We start from the raw sequence: 18684 nt of genomic DNA on the forward strand, positions 1-18684 counted from the left end.
CGGCGCGCCGAGGTTCATTGGTTGCGCGCGGCATACAGCGCGGCGACCTTCTCCAGGCCATCGATGATCCGGTCTGCATTCTTGTTGACCAGGAACGGCACGCTGTTCTGGTTGTAGTTGCGCAGGGACTTCTCGATGTAGTGCCACTTGATCGCCACGCTGCGCAGCGCCCTGGCGATCTCCTCGTCGTTCTGCGGCGCCTGCTGCAGCTTCAACAGGTTGACCGAAAAGCGGCTGGCCAGGTCGTCCAGTGGACGCTCCTCGCCGCCGCCGAAGAAGCTGGCGCCCACCGACGCGTTGCGCGAGGCATAGTCCAGAGCAATGTCCTGCATCAGCAGGCTCTGTTCGCGGCTCTGCTCGGTGAGCGTCGGCACCGTGGCGGCGTTTTCCCGTTGCAGGCTGCGATACAACTGGCCGCCGAGGTCCATCAGTTGCTGGTTGCGTCGTGCCAGGTCGGCGACCGGTTGCAGGTCGCTGTAGCCCTTGTTGCGCACCGCGCCGGTCAGCTTGTCGAGGTCTTGCGCATAGTCCCGCCATTGCTCGCGAAGCTGGCCCAGCAGGCGCCGGGATTCGCTGCCGTTCACGCCGTCGAGTCGCTGCAGGCGGGCTTCCGCCGTCTGCGCCGAGCTTTCGATCAGGCTGGCGTAGCGTTGATCGCCTTCCTGGCCGACGTACATGAAGAAGGCGTTCAGGGATTTCTGCGTGGCGAGCCGCATCTGGTGCAGGGCGAGCAGGTCATCGGCGGTCCCTGCCGCGAAGACGGGGAGGCTCAGCAGGCCGAGCAGGGCCAGACAAAGAGTGAACGGACGGCAGATCATGGGTTCCATCTCCATGTGGCCCTGGAGGCCTTCTTGTTGTTCTTTTGTAACGGCCCGTGGCCGATCATGCATGGCGATCTGCGGCGACTCTAGCCTGCCTTTCCGCACCGGGACAAGCGCCCACGGCGCCGATCATCGAACATCTGAATGGTCCGACAGAGGCTGGCTGAATGGCCCTGCGCAGAGGGCCTGGAGGAGGGCAGGTGTTTTCCGGATGGCTGATTGACAATTCCCGGCTTTTGCCGGAATGTGTGCGCACCCAAGTCAAACGGGCGTATGAATCGAGCGTTTGCCTCGCGCAGGCCTCGACAATAGAGACCCGGTTATCGCGTCGGCGGGTGTGCCGAAGGGTTTGGGACTATGCTCGGCGGTTGCCGAAAGGGTCCCGACACGGCGTCCGATGTGTAAGTTCAAGCTTCCATAATAGCGTGGAGATCAGTTGATGATTTACCAAGGTAAAGCCATCACGGTTAAGCCTCTTGAGGGCGGCATCGTCGAGTTGAATTTCGATCTCAAGGGCGAGTCCGTCAACAAGTTCAACCGTCTCACCCTCAGTGAGTTGCGTGCGGCAGTCGATGCGATCAAGGCCGATGCATCGGTCAAGGGCGTGATCGTGACCAGCGGCAAGGACGTGTTCATCGTTGGTGCCGACATCACCGAGTTCGTTGACAACTTCCAGCTGCCCGACGAGGAACTGATGGCGGGCAACCTCGAAGCCAACAAGATCTTCAGCGACTTCGAAGACCTGGACGTACCCACCGTTGCCGCGATCAACGGCATCGCCCTCGGCGGCGGCCTGGAGATGTGCCTGGCCGCGGACTTCCGCGTGATGAGCGCGACCGCCAAGGTCGGCCTGCCGGAAGTCAAGCTGGGCATCTACCCGGGCTTCGGCGGCACCGTCCGCCTGCCGCGCCTGATCGGCTGCGATAACGCCGTCGAGTGGATCGCCTCGGGCAAGGAAAACAAGGCCGAGGACGCCCTGAAGGTCGGCGCCGTCGACGCCGTGGTCGCTCCCGAGCAACTGCAGGCCGCTGCCCTCGACCTGGCCAAGCGCGCCGTCGCCGGTGAGCTGGACCACAAGGCACGGCGCCAGCCGAAGCTGGAAAAGCTGAAGCTGAATGCAATCGAGCAGATGATGGCCTTCGAAACCGCCAAGGGCTTCGTCGCCGGCCAGGCCGGTCCGAACTACCCGGCGCCGGTGGAAGCCATCAAGAGCATCCAGAAGGCCGCCAACTTCGGCCGCGACAAGGCGCTGGAAGTCGAAGCCGCCGGCTTCGTCAAGCTGGCCAAGACCTCCGTCGCGCAGAGCCTGATCGGCCTGTTCCTGAATGACCAGGAACTGAAGAAGAAAGCCAAGAAATACGACGAAGTCGCCAAAGACGTGAAACTGGCCGCCGTGCTCGGCGCCGGCATCATGGGCGGCGGCATCGCCTATCAGTCGGCGCTCAAGGGCACCCCGATCCTGATGAAGGATATCCGCGAAGAGGGTATCCAGATGGGCCTGAACGAGGCCGCCAAGCTGCTCGGCAAGCGCGTCGAGAAGGGTCGCCTGACCCCGGCGAAGATGGCCGAGGCGCTCAATGGCATCCGTCCGACCATGTCCTATGGCGACTTCGGCAACGTCGACATCGTCGTCGAAGCCGTCGTCGAGAACCCCAAGGTCAAGCAAGCCGTGCTCGCCGAAGTGGAAGGCGCGGTGAAGGAAGACGCGATCATCGCCTCCAACACCTCGACCATCTCCATCAGCCTGCTGGCCCAGGCGCTGAAGCGTCCGGAAAACTTCTGCGGCATGCATTTCTTCAACCCGGTGCACATGATGCCGCTGGTGGAAGTGATCCGTGGCGAGAAGACCGGTGAAACCGCCATCGCCACCACCGTCGCCTACGCCAAGAAGATGGGCAAGAGCCCGATCGTGGTCAACGATTGCCCCGGCTTCCTGGTCAACCGCGTGCTGTTCCCGTACTTCGGCGGCTTCGCCAAGCTGCTGAGCTTCGGCGTCGACTTCGTGCGCATCGACAAGGTGATGGAGAAGTTCGGCTGGCCCATGGGCCCGGCCTACCTGTCCGACGTGGTCGGCATCGACACCGGCCACCATGGCCGCGACGTCATGGCCGAGGGCTTCCCGGACCGCATGGCGGTCGAGGGCAAGACCGCCGTCGACGTGATGTACGAGGCCAACCGCCTGGGCCAGAAGAACGGCAAGGGCTTCTACGCCTACGAGACCGACAAGCGCGGCAAGCCGAAGAAGGTCACCGATCCGCAGGCCTACGAAGTGCTCAAGCCGATCGTGGTCGAGCAGCGCGAAGTGACCGACGAGGACATCGTCAACTTCATGATGATCCCGCTGTGCCTGGAAACCGTGCGTTGCCTGGAAGACGGCATCGTCGAGACCGCTGCCGAGGCCGATATGGGCCTGATCTACGGCATCGGCTTCCCGCCCTTCCGTGGTGGTGCTCTGCGCTACATCGATTCGATCGGTGTCGCCGAGTTCGTGGCCCTGGCCGACAAGTACGCCGAGCTGGGCGCGCTGTACCACCCGACCGCGAAGCTGCGTGAAATGGCCAAGAACGGTCAGAAATTCTTCGGTTAATCGCGGAACGACTAGAGCGAGAGTGAATTTATGAGCCTGAATCCGAGAGACGTCGTCATTGTCGACTTCGGCCGCACCCCGATGGGTCGTTCCAAGGGTGGCATGCACCGCAACACCCGCGCCGAGACCATGTCGGCGCACCTGATCAGCAAGTTGCTGGAGCGTAACCCGAAGGTCGACCCGGCCGAAGTGGAAGACGTGATCTGGGGCTGCGTCAACCAGACCCTGGAGCAGGGCTGGAACATCGCGCGCATGGCGTCGCTGATGACCCAGATCCCGCACACCAGCGCCGCGCAGACCGTCAGCCGCCTGTGCGGTTCGTCGATGAGCGCGCTGCACACCGCCGCCCAGGCGATCCAGACCGGCAATGGCGATGTATTCGTCATCGGCGGCGTGGAGCACATGGGCCACGTCGGCATGATGCATGGCGTCGACCCGAACCCGCACCTGTCCCTGTACGCCGCCAAGGCCTCGGGCATGATGGGCCTGACTGCGGAAATGCTCGGCAAGATGCACGGTATCAGCCGTGAGGCGCAGGACAAGTTCGGTGCGCGTTCGCACCAACTGGCCTGGAAGGCCACCCAGGAAGGCAAGTTCAAGGACGAGATCATCCCGATGGAAGGGTATGACGAGAACGGTTTCCTGAAAGTCTTCGACTTCGACGAGACCATTCGTCCGGAAACCACCGTCGAGACCCTGGCCGAGTTGAAGCCGGCGTTCAATCCGAAAGGCGGCACCGTGACCGCGGGGACCTCCTCGCAGATCACCGACGGTGCCTCCTGCATGATCGTGATGTCGGCCCAGCGCGCCCAGGACCTGGGCATCCAGCCGATGGCGGTGATCCGCTCCATGGCCGTGGCGGGTGTCGACCCGGCGATCATGGGCTACGGCCCGGTGCCGTCGACCAACAAGGCGCTCAAGCGTGCCGGCCTGACCATCGCCGACATCGATTTCGTCGAACTCAACGAAGCCTTCGCCGCCCAGGCCCTGCCGGTGCTGAAGGACCTCAAGCTGCTCGACAAGATGGACGAGAAGGTCAACCTCCACGGCGGCGCCATTGCCCTGGGTCACCCGTTCGGTTGCTCCGGTGCGCGCATTTCCGGCACCCTGTTGAACGTGATGAAGCAGAACGGCGGTACCCTTGGCGTGTCCACCATGTGCGTGGGCCTGGGACAGGGTATCACCACCGTCTTCGAGCGCGTCTAAGCGTTCGTCGAAGGGGAAAGCCGGGGCCTCGTGCCCCGGCTTTCGTTTTTCAGTGTCAGTCGTTTCCGGCTGCATCGAGCGAATGACGCCCCGGGAGCGCGGGTTTGCCTATTGTGCGATCCGTGCCTATACCGGGCTGTTGTATGTCGGCATTGTGCCGTTGTTTTCCGATTTTCGAGACAAGGTAAGGAACATGGACCTGCAGGCTGGGCTCTATCGTCATTACAAGGGACAGAACTACCGGGTCCTGGGTGTCGCGCGGCATTCGGAGACGGAAGAGGCGCTGGTGATCTACCAGGCGCTGTACGGCGAATTCGGTCTCTGGGTGCGTCCGCTGGAGATGTTCACCGAGGCCGTGGAGGTCGATGGCGAGTGGGTGCCGCGCTTCGTCCTGGTGAGTCCCGAGGCCGATCCCCTGGGCTTGCAGAAAGCTCCCGGCGGGGAAGACCGCGCTTGACCTTGGCTCGTTCGCCACTATATATAGCGGTGCCGCGCTAGTCGCTCCCTTCTTTATATTCATCTTTTCGACGCAGGAACCTTCCGATCCATGGGTAAATCGCTGGTCATCGTGGAATCCCCGGCCAAGGCCAAGACCATCAACAAGTACCTGGGTAGCCAGTACGTGGTGAAGTCGAGCATCGGCCACATCCGTGACCTGCCCACCAGTGGTTCGTCGAGTTCCAAGGAGCCGGCGGCCAAGGGCCGCAAGAGCGCCTCCGAGGCGCCGGCGCTGTCACCGAAGGAGAAGGCCAGGCGCCAACTGGTCTCGCGCATGGGGGTCGACCCCGAGCATGGCTGGAAGGCCAAGTACGAGATCCTGCCCGGCAAGGAAAAGGTCATCGACGAGCTGCGCCGCCTGGCCAAGGACGCCGACACCGTCTATCTCGCGACCGACTTGGACCGCGAAGGGGAGGCCATCGCCTGGCACCTGCGGGAAGCCATCGGCGGCGACGAAAGCCGCTACAAGCGCGTGGTATTCAACGAAATCACCAAGAAGGCCATCCAGGAGGCCTTCTCCCAGCCCGGCGAGCTCGATATCAACCGGGTGAACGCCCAGCAGGCGCGGCGTTTCCTCGACCGCGTGGTCGGCTACATGGTCTCGCCGCTGCTCTGGCAGAAGATTGCCCGTGGGTTGTCCGCCGGCCGCGTGCAGTCGGTGGCGGTGAAGCTGGTGGTGGAGCGCGAACGCGAGATTCGCGCCTTCGTCCCGGAAGAGTACTGGGAAGTGCATGCCGACCTCGGTACCGCCAAGGGCGCCAACGTGCGCTTCGAGGTTACCCGTGAGAAGGGCGAGGCCTTCAAGCCGCTCAACGAAGCCCAGGCCATGGCGGCCCTGGAAAAGCTCAAGGCCTCGGCCTATAGCGTCGCCAAGCGCGAGGACCGGCCGACCTCCAGCCGACCCTCGGCGCCGTTCATCACTTCCACCCTGCAGCAGGCGGCGAGCAACCGCCTGGGCTTCGGGGTGAAGAAGACCATGATGATGGCCCAGCGTCTCTACGAGGCCGGCTACATCACCTACATGCGTACCGACTCGACCAACCTGTCGGCCGATGCCATTGGCATGGTCCGCGGTTTCATCGAGGACGAGTTCGGCCAGAAGTACCTGCCGGGCAAGGCCAACGTCTACTCGAGCAAGGAGGGCGCCCAGGAAGCGCACGAGGCGATCCGTCCTTCCGACGTCAACCTCAAGCCGACCCAGCTGTCCGGCATGGAGCGTGACGCCGAGCGCCTGTACGACCTGATCTGGCGCCAGTTCGTGGCGTGCCAGATGACCCCGGCCGAATACCTCTCGACCAGCGTGAGCGTCACCGCCGGCGATTTCGAGCTGCGCGCCAAGGGCCGCATCCTCAAGTTCGACGGTTATACCCGGGTACTGCCGCAGCAGAGCAAGCCGGGCGAGGACGACGTCCTGCCGGAAATGAAGGAAGGCGAGAACCTCAAGCTGATCAAGCTCGATCCGAGCCAGCACTTCACCAAGCCGCCGGCGCGCTACTCCGAAGCGAGCCTGGTCAAGGAACTGGAGAAGCGCGGTATCGGCCGCCCCTCGACCTACGCGGCGATCATCTCCACCATCCAGGAGCGCGGCTACGTAACCACCCACAACCGCCGCTTCTATGCGGAGAAGATGGGCGACATCGTCACCGATCGGCTCAACGAGAGCTTCGCCAACCTGATGGACTACGGTTTCACCGCCGGGATGGAGGAGCATCTCGACGACGTGGCCCAGGGCGAGCGCGACTGGAAGCACCTGCTCGACGAGTTCTACGGCGATTTCAAGAAGAAGCTCGAGGTGGCCGAAGTCAGCGAGAAGGGGATGCGCGCCAACCAGCCGACCCTGACCAACATTCCCTGCCGCGAGTGCGGCCGGCCGATGATGATTCGTACCGCCTCCACCGGCGTGTTCCTCGGCTGCTCGGGCTACAGCCTGCCGCCGAAGGAGCGTTGCAAGGCGACCGTCAACCTGATTCCCGGCGACGAGATCGCCGCGGACGACGAGGGCGAGTCCGAGTCGCGGGTGTTGCGTGGCAAGCATCGCTGCCCGATCTGCAGTACCGCGATGGACGCCTACCTGCTGGACGAGAAACACAAGCTGCATATCTGCGGCAACAACCCCGACTGTCCGGGCTACGAGATCGAGGAAGGCCAGTACCGGATCAAGGGCTACGAAGGGCCGAGCCTGGAATGCGACAAGTGTGGCAGCGAGATGCAGTTGAAAACCGGCCGTTTCGGCAAGTTCTTCGGTTGCACCAATCCGACCTGCAAGAACACCCGCAAGCTGCTGAAGAATGGCGAGGCGGCGCCGCCGAAGATGGACGCCATCCGCATGCCTGAATTGAAGTGCGAGAAGGTGGACGATATCTACGTGCTGCGCGACGGCGCTTCGGGCATGTTCCTGGCCGCCAGCCAGTTCCCGAAGAACCGCGAGACCCGCGCGCCGTTGGTGAGCGAGATCATCCCGCACAAGGCCGAGCTGGATCCCAAGTACCATTACCTCTGCGACGCTCCGCAGAAAGACCCGGACGGCCGTCCCGCGGTGATCCGTTTCAGCCGCAAGACCAAGGAGCAATACGTGCAGTCCGAGGTCGATGGCAAGCCCACCGGCTGGCGCGCCTTCTACGATGGCGGCAAGTGGAAGGTCGAAGACAAGCGCTGATGGATGGCGCGCCCGCTTGCATGGGGCGCGCTTATACTGCGCGAAGGCCGGGCGCTGACCTGGCCTGCGCTCCGCATTCCTTCCAGTTTTAATCGGGAGTACCGGCATGGCCCAAGAGCTTTATACCCGCACCAACCAGAAGCTGTATTTCGCCGGGTTGGCTCTGGAGGCCTGGAAGCGAGCCGATGCCGAGCGGGCGATGAATGCCCAGGCGATCATCCAGGGGGAGCGCGAGTCGGCGCTGTTCCACCTTTATGGCGCAGTGCTCGGTGTATGCCATGAGATCGCCGGTTACTACCGTCTGCCGCAGGCTGCCGCTCCTCGCGTGGATGCATTGCTGAATGCCGAAGTGCTGGCGGCCGCGCCCAGCCCCGAGCTGGCTGAACTGGTGGAGTTGGCGTCGCAGCCGGAAACCTGGCTGGGCCAGTTGCTGGGCGCCTACTCCGAGCTGTTCCTGCCGCCGCGACCGACCAAGGCAGCGAAGATCGACCCCAGCACGCCGTTGATCGTTGCCGTGAGTATCGACGAAGAAGCCCCCTTGCTTTCTCGCGAAACCCTCGAGGAATGGCGGCAGTCGCTGAAGCAATTGGTCCTGCGTTTTCGCGAGAGCCTGACGGAGCTGTAACGCCGTCGTCATTCGCCGATCAGCGGTAGGACATTTTCCTACCGTTCCACTCGGTTGATTTGCCAGCAAAAAAATTTAGCGGATGCCGTCCGGGCGCTCTGGAACCGCCGTTACAGGCGCGAGAGGGGAACCGGAAGGCGGATGCGGGCTAGGGATGCACTGGATGGGCTGTTACAATGTCGCGTCTTCGTAGAGAGCGTCTGTCATGCCAACATCCTTCCTTGAAATCGTAGAAATGCCCGACGGGCGCATCGTGCTGCGTCGCGCCGATGACGAGGAGGCGTTGGTGACTCTGGAGTTCTCCGGGGACGCGAAGAATTTCCTGCAAGGCCAGCATGTCGAAGTGGCCAAGGCCATGTTCAATGTCGGCGTGCAAATGGCCGGTCGTCTTGCCGAGGGCGAGATGGAACACGACGAAGGCCCCCGCGTCCTGCACTGAACGCTGTCCCCCGCCGTTTTTTCAACCCAGACGAATATTCAGGCTCTGTGCTTGGCCCAGTTGGGCGGCGCGGGACAGTTGCTTGCGCGCCGCCCGGCTCAGCGGTTCCAGCCAACTGACCACGGTGTGGCTGCGGCCCAGGCGCAAGGCCTCGCAACTGAGCGCCAGGGCAGCGGCGTTGTCCTTCGCCTGCAGTAGCAGGATGCGCTCGCGGTTCAGGCCGGCGCGGCGCAGCCATTCATGGGTCAGGCTCGCCGGCGGAGCGATCAGGGTCAGCCAGCGGGCATCCTGTTCCTCGCTGAGCTCGCGGAGAATCGGTGCGAGCAGGGTCAGGCAGTGCCCCGGCAGGCCGCTGAGCGAAAGTTCGCTAAAGGCAGCGGGTTCCTCGATGGAGGCACTGGAAGGGCTGTCGATGACATCGTCGAGCAAGGGTGCGCCGTTGCTGGCCCAGAACGCTTCCTGGAACAGTGGCAACTGGGCGCTGGGCAGCGAGTGGGAGGTCTGCATGGTATCTCCTGTCAGCGCCGGATCACGCCGACGCTCAAGCCTTCGATGATCAGTTCCTGCTCCTTCAGATCGACTTCGATCGGAGCGAACTCAGGGTTTTCCGCCAGCAGCCAGACCTTGCTGCCTTCGCGCTTGAAGCGTTTCACCGTGACCTCCTCGCCGATCCGCGCGACCACCACCTGGCCGTTGCGCGCTTCGCGGGTGACGTGGACGGCCAGCAGGTCGCCGTCGAGGATGCCGATGTCCTTCATGCTCATGCCGCGCACGCGCAACAGGTAGTCGGCGCGAGGATTGAAGAAGGCGGGATTGATACGGCAGGATTCCTCGATGTTCTGTTCGGCGAGGATCGGTGCGCCGGCGGCGACCCGTCCGATCACCGGCAGGCCCTCATCGTCGTTGGCGGCATGCGGTTCGAAGCCGGGAATGCGGATGCCGCGAGAGGCGCCCGGAGTCATTTCGATGGCGCCCTTGCGTGCCAGCGCCTTGAGGTGCTCCTCGGCGGCGTTCGGCGACTTGAAGCCGAGTTCCTGGGCGATTTCCGCCCGGGTCGGCGGAAAGCCGTGGTCTTCCAGGCAGCGCTTGATGAAGGAGAGGATCTCGGCTTGGCGGGGCGTCAGCTTCTGCATGTCGTCGCTCTGTGTTTTTATCCAGTGACTGGGATTATATACAGTGAGCGGGGCGTGGCAATGATTTTCCGCATGACATTTCGTCCTGCGTCACGATGAAGTTGGCCAGTGTCTTGCTTCCGTTTTTCGGGACTTCTCTGTAATTTTCCTGACTGGTGCGTCATCTGCCGCTTGACAAGGGATGTGGCTGAAACGTATGTTTCAAACAAGTGTTTGTCAGGCGGAGAAACCATGGCCCAGTCGGAAACCGTCGAACGCATTCTCGATGCGGCGGAACAGCTGTTCGCGGAAAAAGGCTTCGCCGAAACCTCGTTGCGTCTGATCACCAGCAAGGCCGGGGTCAACCTGGCGGCGGTGAATTATCACTTCGGTTCGAAGAAGGCGCTGATCCAGGCGGTGTTCTCGCGCTTCCTCGGGCCATTCTGCGCCAGCCTGGAAAAGGAGCTGGATCGTCGCCTGGCCAAGCCCGAGGCCCAGCACGCCACCCTGGAGGACCTCCTGCACCTGCTGGTGTCCCAGGCGATGGCGGTGAAGCCGCGCAGCGGCAACGACCTGTCGATCTTCATGCGCTTGCTCGGCCTGGCCTTCAGCCAGAGCCAGGGGCACCTGCGCAAGTACCTGGAAGAGGTCTACGGCAAGGTCTTCCGGCGCTACATGCTGCTGGTCAACGAGGCGGCGCCGAAGCTGCCGCCCATCGAGCTGTTCTGGCGCGTGCACTTCATGCTCGGCGCGGCCGCCTTCAGCATGTCGGGGATCAAGGCCCTGCGGGCGATGGCGGAAACCGATTTCGGCGTGAACACTTCCACCGAGCAGGTGATGCACCTGATGGTGCCGTTCTTCGCCGCCGGCATGCGCGCCGAGAGCGGCATCGACGATCCGCTGCTGGCCGGGGCGCAACTGCGCCCGCGGAACAAGACGCCCGCCAAGGCCTGATCGCAGACGGCGCCCGAGGGTGCCGTTTTCCTTTCTCCTTTCTCTGTGCTCCGGGCGGAACTCCATGCGCCGGGCCGGCTCCATTGGCAGGCGCGCGGTACTGCCTCGGGGCTTAAGTCTTTCTGCCGGGTGCAGTACAGTGTGCGCTGTCTGAGGCCCGTGACGGCGGGCTTCGCTGATTTCCAGGCCATAGGACTCTTCATGCAAGGCTCTCTGATGCTCGACATCGGCGGCACCTGGCTGACCGCCGAGGACCGCCAAATCCTGCGCCACCCCGAGGTGGGCGGGCTGATCATCTTCGCTCGCAACATCGAGCATCCTGCCCAGGTTCGCGAACTGTGTGCGGCCATTCGCGCCATCCGTCCCGACCTGTTGCTGGCCGTCGACCAGGAAGGAGGGCGCGTGCAGCGCCTGCGCCAGGGCTTCGTGCGCCTGCCGGCGATGCGCGCGATCGCCGACAACCCCAATGCCGAAGAGCTGGCCGAGCACTGTGGCTGGTTGATGGCGACCGAGGTGCAGGCGGTAGGCCTCGACCTGAGTTTCGCGCCGGTGCTGGATCTCGATCACCAGCGCAGCGCCGTGGTCGGTAGCCGCGCCTTCGAGGGCGACCCGGAGCGTGCCGCGCTGCTTGCCGGTGCTTTCATTCGCGGCATGCATGCCGCCGGGATGGCCGCCACCGGCAAGCATTTTCCCGGTCACGGCTGGGCCGAGGCCGATTCCCATGTGGCGATTCCCGAAGACGCGCGCAGTCTCGAGGAAATCCGGCGCAGCGACCTGGTTCCGTTCGCCCGCCTGGCCGGACAGCTCGACGCGCTGATGCCGGCCCATGTCATCTATCCGCAGGTCGACCCGCAGCCCGCCGGCTTTTCCCGGCGCTGGTTGCAGGAGATCCTGCGCGGCGAGCTGAAGTTCGACGGGGTGATATTCAGCGACGACCTGTCGATGGCCGGCGCCCATGTGGTCGGCGACGCCGCCAGCCGCATCGAGGCCGCCCTGGCCGCGGGCTGCGACATGGGCCTGGTGTGCAACGACCGGGCTTCCGCCGAGCTGGCCCTGGCTGCCCTGCAACGCCTGAAGGTGACCCCGCCGTCGCGTCTGCAACGCATGCGTGGCAAGGGCTACGCGAATACCGACTATCGCCAGCAGCCGCGCTGGCTGGAAGCACTGTCCGCGTTGCGCGCCGCGCAACTGATTGATTGAGGGAGCTGTCGATGAGTGTCTACGCGATTATCGGAGGAACCGGCCTGACCCAGCTGGAAGGGCTGACGCTGAGCGAGTCCCTGCCGATCGAAACGCCGTATGGCGCGCCGTCCGCGCCGCTCCAGCGTGGCCGCTACGCCGGGCGCGAGGTGCTGTTCCTGGCACGTCACGGTCATCCGCACCGCTTCCCGCCGCACCAGGTGAACTACCGCGCCAATCTCTGGGCGCTGAAGCAGGCGGGTGCCGAGGCGGTGATCGCGGTCAACGCGGTGGGTGGCATCCATGCGGCGATGGGAACGGGGCACCTGTGCGTGCCGCACCAGTTGATCGACTACACCTCGGGACGCGAGCACACCTATTTCGCCGGCGATATCGAGCATGTCACCCATATCGACTTCAGCCACCCCTATGACGAGCCGTTGCGCCAGCGCCTGATCGAGGCGTTGCGTGCGTTGGGGCTGGCGCACAGCAGCCATGGGGTCTACGCCTGCACCCAAGGGCCGCGCCTGGAAACGGTGGCGGAAATCGTCCGGTTGGAGCGGGACGGCAACGATATCGTCGGCATGACCGGCATGCCCGAGGCGGCACTGGCCCGCGAGCTGGACCTGCCCTACGCCTGCCTGGCGCTGGTGGTCAATCCCGCGGCGGGCAAGTCGGCGGGGATCATCACCATGGCCGAAATCGAACAGGCGTTGCACGATGGCATCGGCAAGGTGCGCGAGGTGTTGGCGCGGGTCCTGGCCGGCTAGGCGGCCATCGCAACGAAAAAAAGGCCGCTATTGCGGCCTTTTTCGCTATTGCGCAGGAGGTGCGGCGTCGAAGCCGCCTTCGACGGGGGGCGCGTCCGCCGGTGCCTGCTGTTCTTCCATTTCCATGGGATTGGGGGCGGCGGGACGGGCGCCGACCGGCACCACCTTGATCAGGATGCCCAGGCTCGGATGGTCGAGATAGGTCAGTTCGCCATTCTTCAGCCGCGTGCCCTGCCTGATGTGCTGGCTGCCGGCGAGGAAACCGTCGTCGCCGAAGCGATTGACCCAGAAATCGGCCTCCATGTCGACGAAGCGCACCTGGCTGAGGGTCAGCGTACCTTCCACCGGGAAATGATGATCCTGTTCCTGGCCTTCGCTGAGGGCGATCTTCACCGGGGTCTCGCCGATGTCCTGGCGCCAGGCCTTGTGCAGCAGCACGGTGTAGCCGTTGTCCTGGCTGAGCTTGGCGAGCTGGTTGTCGAGCGCGGTGGCGCGCAGGGCGTCGCTGGCCAGCGGCTGTGCGCCGGTGGCCCAGTCGTCCGGGGCCGGCTGGCTGGACGGCACGGCATCGCCGGCCTGGCGGAACACCACCAGTTCCACCTGGTAGGGACCGCCGGCGAATGCCGCGGGGGCGGCCAGTGAGAGCAGCAGGGCAAGGCAACGGAACAAGCGCATAGGCTAATCCTTAGGTGGTTTGCGGTGTCAGGCGCTCGAACAGCGCCTCCAGGGTATTGAAGCGTTCTTCCGGTCGTTCCATGGGCACCTGGAAGCGGAACAGGGTTGCGCCTTCGAACTTGTAGCGGTTCGGTTGGCCCTGGATCAGCTTGATCAATACCAGCGGGTCGACCTGGGTATCGGCGGCGAATTCTATACGACCGCCCTGCGGTCCGGCATCGACCTTGAGTATTCCAAGTTTTTCCGCCTGCAGTTTCAGAAGGGTCAGGCGCATCAGGTTCTTCGCCGGATCGGGCAGGAGCCCGAAGCGGTCGATCATCTCCACCTGCAACTCGCGCAAACCTTCCTCGTCAGGGGCGTTGGCGATGCGCTTGTAGAGGATCAGCCGGGCATGCACGTCGGGCAGGTAATCCTCGGGGATCAGCGCAGGCACCCGCAGGTTGACCTCCGGCCCGCCGCCCAGTGGCTGCTCGAGGTTCGGTTGCTCGCCCTTGCGGATGGCCTTCACCGCCCGTTCGAGCATTTCCATGTAGAGGGTGAAGCCGACCGCCTGGATCTGCCCGCTCTGGCCGTCGCCGAGCAACTCGCCGGCGCCGCGGATCTCCAGGTCGTGGGTGGCGAGGACGAAGCCGGCGCCCAGGTCCTGGGCGTTGGCGATGGCTTCCAGGCGTTTCTCGGCGTCCGGGGTCATCTGACGGCGCGGCGGTGTCAGCAGGTAGGCGTAGGCCTGGTGGTGGCTGCGACCGACGCGGCCGCGCAACTGGTGCAACTGGGCCAGGCCGAACTTGTCGGCGCGCTCGATGAGGATGGTGTTGGCGCTGGGCACGTCGATGCCGGTCTCGATGATGGTCGAGGCCACCAGCACGTTGAAGCGCTTGTGGTAGAAGTCGCTCATCACCTGTTCCAGCTCGCGCTCGTGCATCTGTCCGTGGCCGATGCCGATGCGCGCCTCCGGGACCAGTTCGGCTAGGTCGCGGGCGCACTTCTCGATGGTCTTCACTTCGTTGTGCAGATAGTACACCTGGCCGCCGCGCAGCAGTTCGCGGAGCAGCGCTTCCTTGATCACCGCGTTCTGCTGCTCCATGACGAAGGTGCGCACCGACAGGCGGCGCGCCGGCGGCGTGGCGATGATGGACAGGTCGCGCATGCCGGAGACGGCCATGTTCAGGGTCCGCGGGATCGGCGTGGCGGTGAGGGTGAGGATGTCCACTTCGCTGCGCAGGGCCTTGAGCTGCTCCTTCTGGCGCACCCCGAAGCGGTGTTCCTCGTCGATCACGACCAACCCCAGGTTGGCGAACTTCACGTCTTCCTGGAGCAGCTTGTGGGTCCCGATGAGGATGTCGATCTTGCCTTCGGCCAGTAGCCGCGCAGCGTTCTCGACTTCCTTGGCGCTCTTGAAGCGGCTCATCACCTCGACGCTCACCGGCCAGTCGGCGAAGCGGTCGCGGAAGCTGTTGTAGTGCTGCTGGGCGAGCAGGGTGGTGGGCACCAGCACCGCCACCTGCTTGCCGCTATGCACGGCGACGAACGCCGCGCGCATCGCCACTTCGGTCTTGCCGAAGCCGACGTCGCCGCAGACCAGGCGGTCCATGGGCCTGGGCGCGAGCATATCGGCGACCACCGCCTCTATGGCGCTTTGCTGGTCCGGCGTCTCCTCGAACGGGAAGCCGGCCGAGAAGGTCGCGTAGTCGGCCTGCGGATCCTTGAACGCGAAGCCTTCGCGGGCGGCGCGGCGGGCGTAGATGTCGAGCAGCTCGGCGGCGACGTCGCGGACCTGCTCGGCGGCCTTGCGCTTGGCCTTCTGCCAGGTTTCCGAGCCGAGCCGGTGCAACGGCGCCAGGGCGTCGTCGGCGCCGGTGTAGCGGGCGATCAGGTGCAGGTTGGCGACCGGCACGTAGAGCTTGGCGTCCTCGGCGTATTGCAGCATGAGGAATTCCGCCTGCTGGTTGTCCACCTCGAGGGTGATCAGGCCCAGGTAGCGGCCGACGCCATGGTCGATGTGCACCACCGGCGCGCCTTCGCGCAGCTCGGTGAGGTTCTTGATCACCGCGTCGCCGCCGTCGCGGGTCTTTTCCCGGCGCCGGCGCTGCATGACGCGCTGGCCGAACAGCGGGCTTTCGGCGACCAGGGCGAGGGCCGGATGGTCCAGCAGCAGGCCCTCGTCCAGCGGCGCGATGCTGATCGCCAGGCGTGCCTGGCTGGCGAGGAAGGCCGGCCAGCCGTCGACTTCCTCGGGGCGCAGCTTCAGTCGGGCCAGCAGCTCCAGCAGGACTTCCCGGCGTCCGGCCGATTCGGCGCAGAACAGTACGCGGCCGGGGAACTCCTCGATGAACCGGCGCAGCGCGGCCAGCGGCTCGGCGGTCTTGGCTTCGATCGCCAGGTTCGGCAGCGGCAGGGCCGGGAAGCGCTCGCGCCCGACGCCCGGCTCGACGTCCTCCTGGCTGGCGACCACCCGTGGCCAGTTCTTCAGCCGGGCGAAGCAGTCTTCCACCGGAAGGAACACTTCCGCCGGCGGCAGCAATGGCCGTTCCGGATCGACCCGGCGGTCCTCGTAGCGGCTGCGTACGTCATTCCAGAACTGCTCCGCGGCCTGTTCGATGCCGGGCAGGGAGAACACCTGGGTGTCTTGCGGCAGGTAGTCGAAGAGGGTCGCGGTTTCCTCGAAGAACAGCGGCAGGTAGTACTCGATTCCCGAGGGTGTCAAACCGCTGGCGAGGTCCTGGTAGATCGGGCAGCGCCGGTAGTCGACGTCGAAGCGCTCGCGGAAGCGGCCGCGGAAGCCGGTGACCGCTTCCTTGTTCAGGGGGAATTCGCGTGCCGGCAGCAGGCGGATCGACTCGACCTTGTCGATGGAGCGCTGGGTCTCCGGGTCGAAGGTGCGCAGGGTCTCGATCTCGTCGTCGAACAGGTCGATACGGAAGGGCAACTCGCTGCCCATCGGGAACAGGTCGATCAGCGCGCCGCGGACGGCGAACTCGCCGTGCTCGTAGACCGTGTCGACGCAGCGGTAGCCGGCGCCTTCCAGGCGCAGGCGCATCCGCTCGACGTCGAGTTTCTGGCCGACGTCGAGGACCAGGCTGCTGCCGAGCAGGAAGCGGGTCGGCGCCAGGCGGTGCAAGGCGGTGGAGATCGGCACCACCAGCACGCCGTGCTTGAGCTGCGGCAACTGGTAGAGGGCGGCGATGCGCTGGGAAATGATGTCCTGGTGCGGCGAAAAGACGTCGTAGGGCAGGGTTTCCCAATCGGGGAAATGCAATACCGGCAGGTCGGGGGCGAAGAACCGCAGTTCCTGTTCCAGGCGTTCGGCATTCTGGCTGTCGGCGGTCAGCAGCAGGGTGAAGCGCTTGGCGGAACTGGCGGCCTCGGCGACAGCCAGGCTCAGCGCGGCACCGGGGAGGTTGCCCCAGTGTTGCTTGCCGGCGCTGGCCGGCAGGCTGGGAAGACGCAGTACGGACACGGGCAAGCTGGGCTCCGGTCGGGAATTTGACCCGCCGGATTGTAACTTTCCCGACTGCTGGATGTCAGTCTTCCGACTGCTGCAGATTGCCGAGCCTGGCCGGCGCGGTCATAATGTAGCCCCTTTTTTCATCCCCTACATGTGGAAGGTATTGCCCGTGACTCAGAAGCCCGACCAGTGTCTCGGTGAATGGATCGATCGTGAAGCCATCGCGGAAGCCATGATCCCGCTGATTGGCCAGCTCTACCGCAATAACAATGTGGTGACCTCGATCCATGGCCGTGGTCTGATCAACCGCTCGGTGATCGCGATCATGAAGGCGCATCGTTTCGCCCGTCATCGCATGGCTGATGACGCCGAGCTGTCGGTTCACGAGACGTTCCCGATCCTCAAGGCGATGAGCGAGCTCAAGCTGGGCGCCGCTTCCGTCGATCTGGGCAAGATGGTCGCCAAGTTCAAGGCAGAAGGTAACGGCCGCAGCATCGAGGACTTCGTCAAGGCCGAGCTGGCCGAGGTGGTCGGCAAGCAGAACGGCGATGCCCGCGAAGGCACCGACGTCGTGCTCTACGGCTTCGGCCGCATCGGCCGCCTGCTGGCGCGCATCCTGATCGAGAAGACCGGCGGCGGCGACGGCCTGCGCCTGCGCGCGATCGTCGTGCGCAAGGGTGCCGAGAACGACCTGGTCAAGCGGGCCAGCCTGCTGCGTCGGGACTCGGTGCACGGTCCGTTCGACGGCACCATCACCATCGACGAAGAAAACAACACGCTGACCGCCAACGGCAACCTGATCCAGGTGATCTACTCCAACGATCCAGCGTCGATCGACTACACCCAGTACGGCATCAAGAACGCCCTGCTGGTCGACAACACCGGCAAGTGGCGCGACGCCGAAGGCCTCGGCCAGCACCTGAAGTGCCCGGGGATCGATCGCGTGGTCCTTACCGCTCCGGGCAAGGGTGCGCTGAAGAACATCGTGCACGGTATCAACCACACCGACATCGGCGCCGACGACAAGATCATCTCGGCCGCCTCCTGCACCACCAACGCCATCGTGCCGGTGCTGAAGGCCGTCAACGACCAGTACGGCATCGTCAACGGTCACGTCGAGACCGTTCACTCGTACACCAACGACCAGAACCTGATCGACAACTTCCACAAGGGCAGTCGTCGTGGCCGCAGCGCGCCGCTGAACATGGTGATCACCGAGACCGGTGCCGCCACCGCCGCGGCCAAGGCCCTGCCGGTACTGAAAGGCAAGCTGACCGGCAATGCGATCCGTGTGCCGACGCCGAACGTGTCCATGGCGATCCTCAACCTGAACCTGGAAAAGGCCACCACCCGCGAAGAGATCAACGAGTACCTGCGCCAGATGGCCATGCACTCGGACCTGCAGAAGCAGATCGACTTCGTCAGCTCCCAGGAAGTGGTTTCCACCGACTTCGTCGGTTCGCGCCATGCCGGCGTGGTGGACGCCGAGGCGACCATCTGCAACGACAACCGTGTCGTCCTGTACGTGTGGTACGACAACGAGTTCGGCTACAGCTGCCAGGTAGTGCGCGTGATGGAAGACATGGCTGGGGTCAACCCGCCGGCCTTCCCGCGTTGATGCGCAAGGCGTAGAGGAAAACGGGAGCTCTCGGGCTCCCGTTTTTCATTTCTGTGGATAACCAGAACAAGAAACTACTCACTTCGATTTAGGGTTTTT

General features: G+C 64.4%; 15 protein-coding genes. 10 read left to right on the plus strand and 5 right to left on the minus strand.

The genetic code is table 11. The features are described from left to right. Nucleotides 1-14: 14 nt before the first annotated feature. Complete coding sequence (locus LJF27_RS10790; RefSeq protein WP_003119795.1) at nucleotides 15-833, minus strand: hypothetical protein; 819 nt, start codon at nucleotides 831-833, stop codon at nucleotides 15-17. Nucleotides 834-1260: 427 nt separating this feature from the next. On the opposite strand from LJF27_RS10790, the gene fadB reads away from it, so the two are divergent. The 6 genes from fadB (at nucleotide 1261) to LJF27_RS10820 (ending at nucleotide 8832) form a co-directional block, all read left to right on the plus strand. Next, the gene (fadB, locus tag LJF27_RS10795; RefSeq protein WP_003091204.1) at nucleotides 1261-3408 is read left to right on the plus strand and encodes a fatty acid oxidation complex subunit alpha FadB; all 2148 of its coding nucleotides are present in this window, start codon (nucleotides 1261-1263) and stop codon (nucleotides 3406-3408) included. 30 nt (nucleotides 3409-3438) lie between these two features. Beyond that, the gene (fadA, locus tag LJF27_RS10800) at nucleotides 3439-4614 is read left to right on the plus strand and encodes an acetyl-CoA C-acyltransferase FadA (RefSeq protein WP_003091203.1); all 1176 of its coding nucleotides are present in this window, start codon (nucleotides 3439-3441) and stop codon (nucleotides 4612-4614) included. 193 nt (nucleotides 4615-4807) lie between these two features. Then, nucleotides 4808-5071 (plus strand): DUF1653 domain-containing protein, encoded by a 264-nt coding sequence (locus LJF27_RS10805; RefSeq protein ID WP_003109484.1) that lies wholly within the window; start codon nucleotides 4808-4810, stop codon nucleotides 5069-5071. A gap of 90 nt (nucleotides 5072-5161) precedes the next feature. Further along, nucleotides 5162-7768: a type I DNA topoisomerase gene (gene topA / locus LJF27_RS10810; RefSeq protein ID WP_003091201.1), complete on the plus strand. Its 2607-nt coding sequence runs from the start codon at nucleotides 5162-5164 to the stop codon at nucleotides 7766-7768. Between the two features lie 106 nt (nucleotides 7769-7874). Further along, entirely contained in the window at nucleotides 7875-8393 is a 519-nt protein-coding gene (locus LJF27_RS10815; protein WP_003113979.1) for a DUF6586 family protein, read from the plus strand. 205 nt (nucleotides 8394-8598) lie between these two features. After that, nucleotides 8599-8832 (plus strand): hypothetical protein, encoded by a 234-nt coding sequence (locus tag LJF27_RS10820; RefSeq protein WP_003109483.1) that lies wholly within the window; start codon nucleotides 8599-8601, stop codon nucleotides 8830-8832. A gap of 21 nt (nucleotides 8833-8853) precedes the next feature. On the opposite strand, the gene sulA is transcribed toward LJF27_RS10820, so the two are convergent. Together sulA and lexA are read right to left on the minus strand one after the other, a co-directional pair. Next, nucleotides 8854-9339: an SOS-induced cell division inhibitor SulA gene (sulA, locus tag LJF27_RS10825; protein ID WP_003091197.1), complete on the minus strand. Its 486-nt coding sequence runs from the start codon at nucleotides 9337-9339 to the stop codon at nucleotides 8854-8856. An 11-nt stretch (nucleotides 9340-9350) separates the two neighbouring features. Beyond that, the gene (lexA, locus tag LJF27_RS10830; RefSeq protein ID WP_003091196.1) at nucleotides 9351-9965 is read right to left on the minus strand and encodes a transcriptional repressor LexA; all 615 of its coding nucleotides are present in this window, start codon (nucleotides 9963-9965) and stop codon (nucleotides 9351-9353) included. A gap of 231 nt (nucleotides 9966-10196) precedes the next feature. On the opposite strand from lexA, the gene psrA reads away from it, so the two are divergent. The 3 genes from psrA (at nucleotide 10197) to LJF27_RS10845 (ending at nucleotide 12847) form a co-directional block, all read left to right on the plus strand. Continuing rightward, a complete protein-coding gene (psrA, locus tag LJF27_RS10835; protein WP_003118093.1) occupies nucleotides 10197-10898 on the plus strand; it encodes a transcriptional regulator PsrA in 702 nt (233 codons plus the stop codon). A gap of 201 nt (nucleotides 10899-11099) precedes the next feature. Continuing rightward, nucleotides 11100-12098, plus strand: a complete 999-nt coding sequence (nagZ, locus tag LJF27_RS10840) for a beta-N-acetylhexosaminidase (RefSeq protein ID WP_003118092.1) — start codon at nucleotides 11100-11102, stop codon at nucleotides 12096-12098. Nucleotides 12099-12109: 11 nt separating this feature from the next. Further along, nucleotides 12110-12847 carry an S-methyl-5'-thioinosine phosphorylase gene (locus LJF27_RS10845; protein ID WP_023117000.1) on the plus strand — a complete coding sequence of 246 codons (738 nt, stop codon included), beginning with the start codon at nucleotides 12110-12112 and terminating at the stop codon, nucleotides 12845-12847. A 45-nt stretch (nucleotides 12848-12892) separates the two neighbouring features. Here LJF27_RS10845 and LJF27_RS10850 read toward each other — a convergent pair whose 3' ends face one another. Both LJF27_RS10850 and mfd read right to left on the minus strand, forming a co-directional pair. Next, nucleotides 12893-13522: a CsiV family protein gene (locus tag LJF27_RS10850; protein ID WP_003091190.1), complete on the minus strand. Its 630-nt coding sequence runs from the start codon at nucleotides 13520-13522 to the stop codon at nucleotides 12893-12895. Nucleotides 13523-13532: 10 nt separating this feature from the next. Further along, nucleotides 13533-16979 (minus strand): transcription-repair coupling factor, encoded by a 3447-nt coding sequence (mfd, locus tag LJF27_RS10855; protein WP_003119797.1) that lies wholly within the window; start codon nucleotides 16977-16979, stop codon nucleotides 13533-13535. 139 nt (nucleotides 16980-17118) lie between these two features. Here mfd and LJF27_RS10860 point away from each other — a divergent pair, with 139 nt between their 5' ends. Continuing rightward, the gene (locus LJF27_RS10860; protein ID WP_010793199.1) at nucleotides 17119-18585 is read left to right on the plus strand and encodes a glyceraldehyde-3-phosphate dehydrogenase; all 1467 of its coding nucleotides are present in this window, start codon (nucleotides 17119-17121) and stop codon (nucleotides 18583-18585) included. Nucleotides 18586-18684 lie beyond the last annotated feature (99 nt).

This window comes from Pseudomonas sp. 203-8 (assembly GCF_020708595.1).
Lineage (GTDB): Bacteria > Pseudomonadota > Gammaproteobacteria > Pseudomonadales > Pseudomonadaceae > Pseudomonas > Pseudomonas aeruginosa.

Excerpts from the sequence above, each read along its gene's own strand:
- LJF27_RS10790 (WP_003119795.1), bottom strand. The coding sequence starts at position 833 with ATGGAGATGGAACCCATGATCTGCCGTCCGTTCACTCTTTGTCTGGCC.
- fadB (WP_003091204.1), top strand. The coding sequence starts at position 1,261 with ATGATTTACCAAGGTAAAGCCATCACGGTTAAGCCTCTTGAGGGCGGC.
- fadA (WP_003091203.1), top strand. The coding sequence starts at position 3,439 with ATGAGCCTGAATCCGAGAGACGTCGTCATTGTCGACTTCGGCCGCACC.
- LJF27_RS10805 (WP_003109484.1), top strand. The coding sequence starts at position 4,808 with ATGGACCTGCAGGCTGGGCTCTATCGTCATTACAAGGGACAGAACTAC.
- topA (WP_003091201.1), top strand. The coding sequence starts at position 5,162 with ATGGGTAAATCGCTGGTCATCGTGGAATCCCCGGCCAAGGCCAAGACC.
- LJF27_RS10815 (WP_003113979.1), top strand. The coding sequence starts at position 7,875 with ATGGCCCAAGAGCTTTATACCCGCACCAACCAGAAGCTGTATTTCGCC.
- LJF27_RS10820 (WP_003109483.1), top strand. The coding sequence starts at position 8,599 with ATGCCAACATCCTTCCTTGAAATCGTAGAAATGCCCGACGGGCGCATC.
- sulA (WP_003091197.1), bottom strand. The coding sequence starts at position 9,339 with ATGCAGACCTCCCACTCGCTGCCCAGCGCCCAGTTGCCACTGTTCCAG.
- lexA (WP_003091196.1), bottom strand. The coding sequence starts at position 9,965 with ATGCAGAAGCTGACGCCCCGCCAAGCCGAGATCCTCTCCTTCATCAAG.
- psrA (WP_003118093.1), top strand. The coding sequence starts at position 10,197 with ATGGCCCAGTCGGAAACCGTCGAACGCATTCTCGATGCGGCGGAACAG.
- nagZ (WP_003118092.1), top strand. The coding sequence starts at position 11,100 with ATGCAAGGCTCTCTGATGCTCGACATCGGCGGCACCTGGCTGACCGCC.
- LJF27_RS10845 (WP_023117000.1), top strand. The coding sequence starts at position 12,110 with ATGAGTGTCTACGCGATTATCGGAGGAACCGGCCTGACCCAGCTGGAA.
- LJF27_RS10850 (WP_003091190.1), bottom strand. The coding sequence starts at position 13,522 with ATGCGCTTGTTCCGTTGCCTTGCCCTGCTGCTCTCACTGGCCGCCCCC.
- LJF27_RS10860 (WP_010793199.1), top strand. The coding sequence starts at position 17,119 with ATGTGGAAGGTATTGCCCGTGACTCAGAAGCCCGACCAGTGTCTCGGT.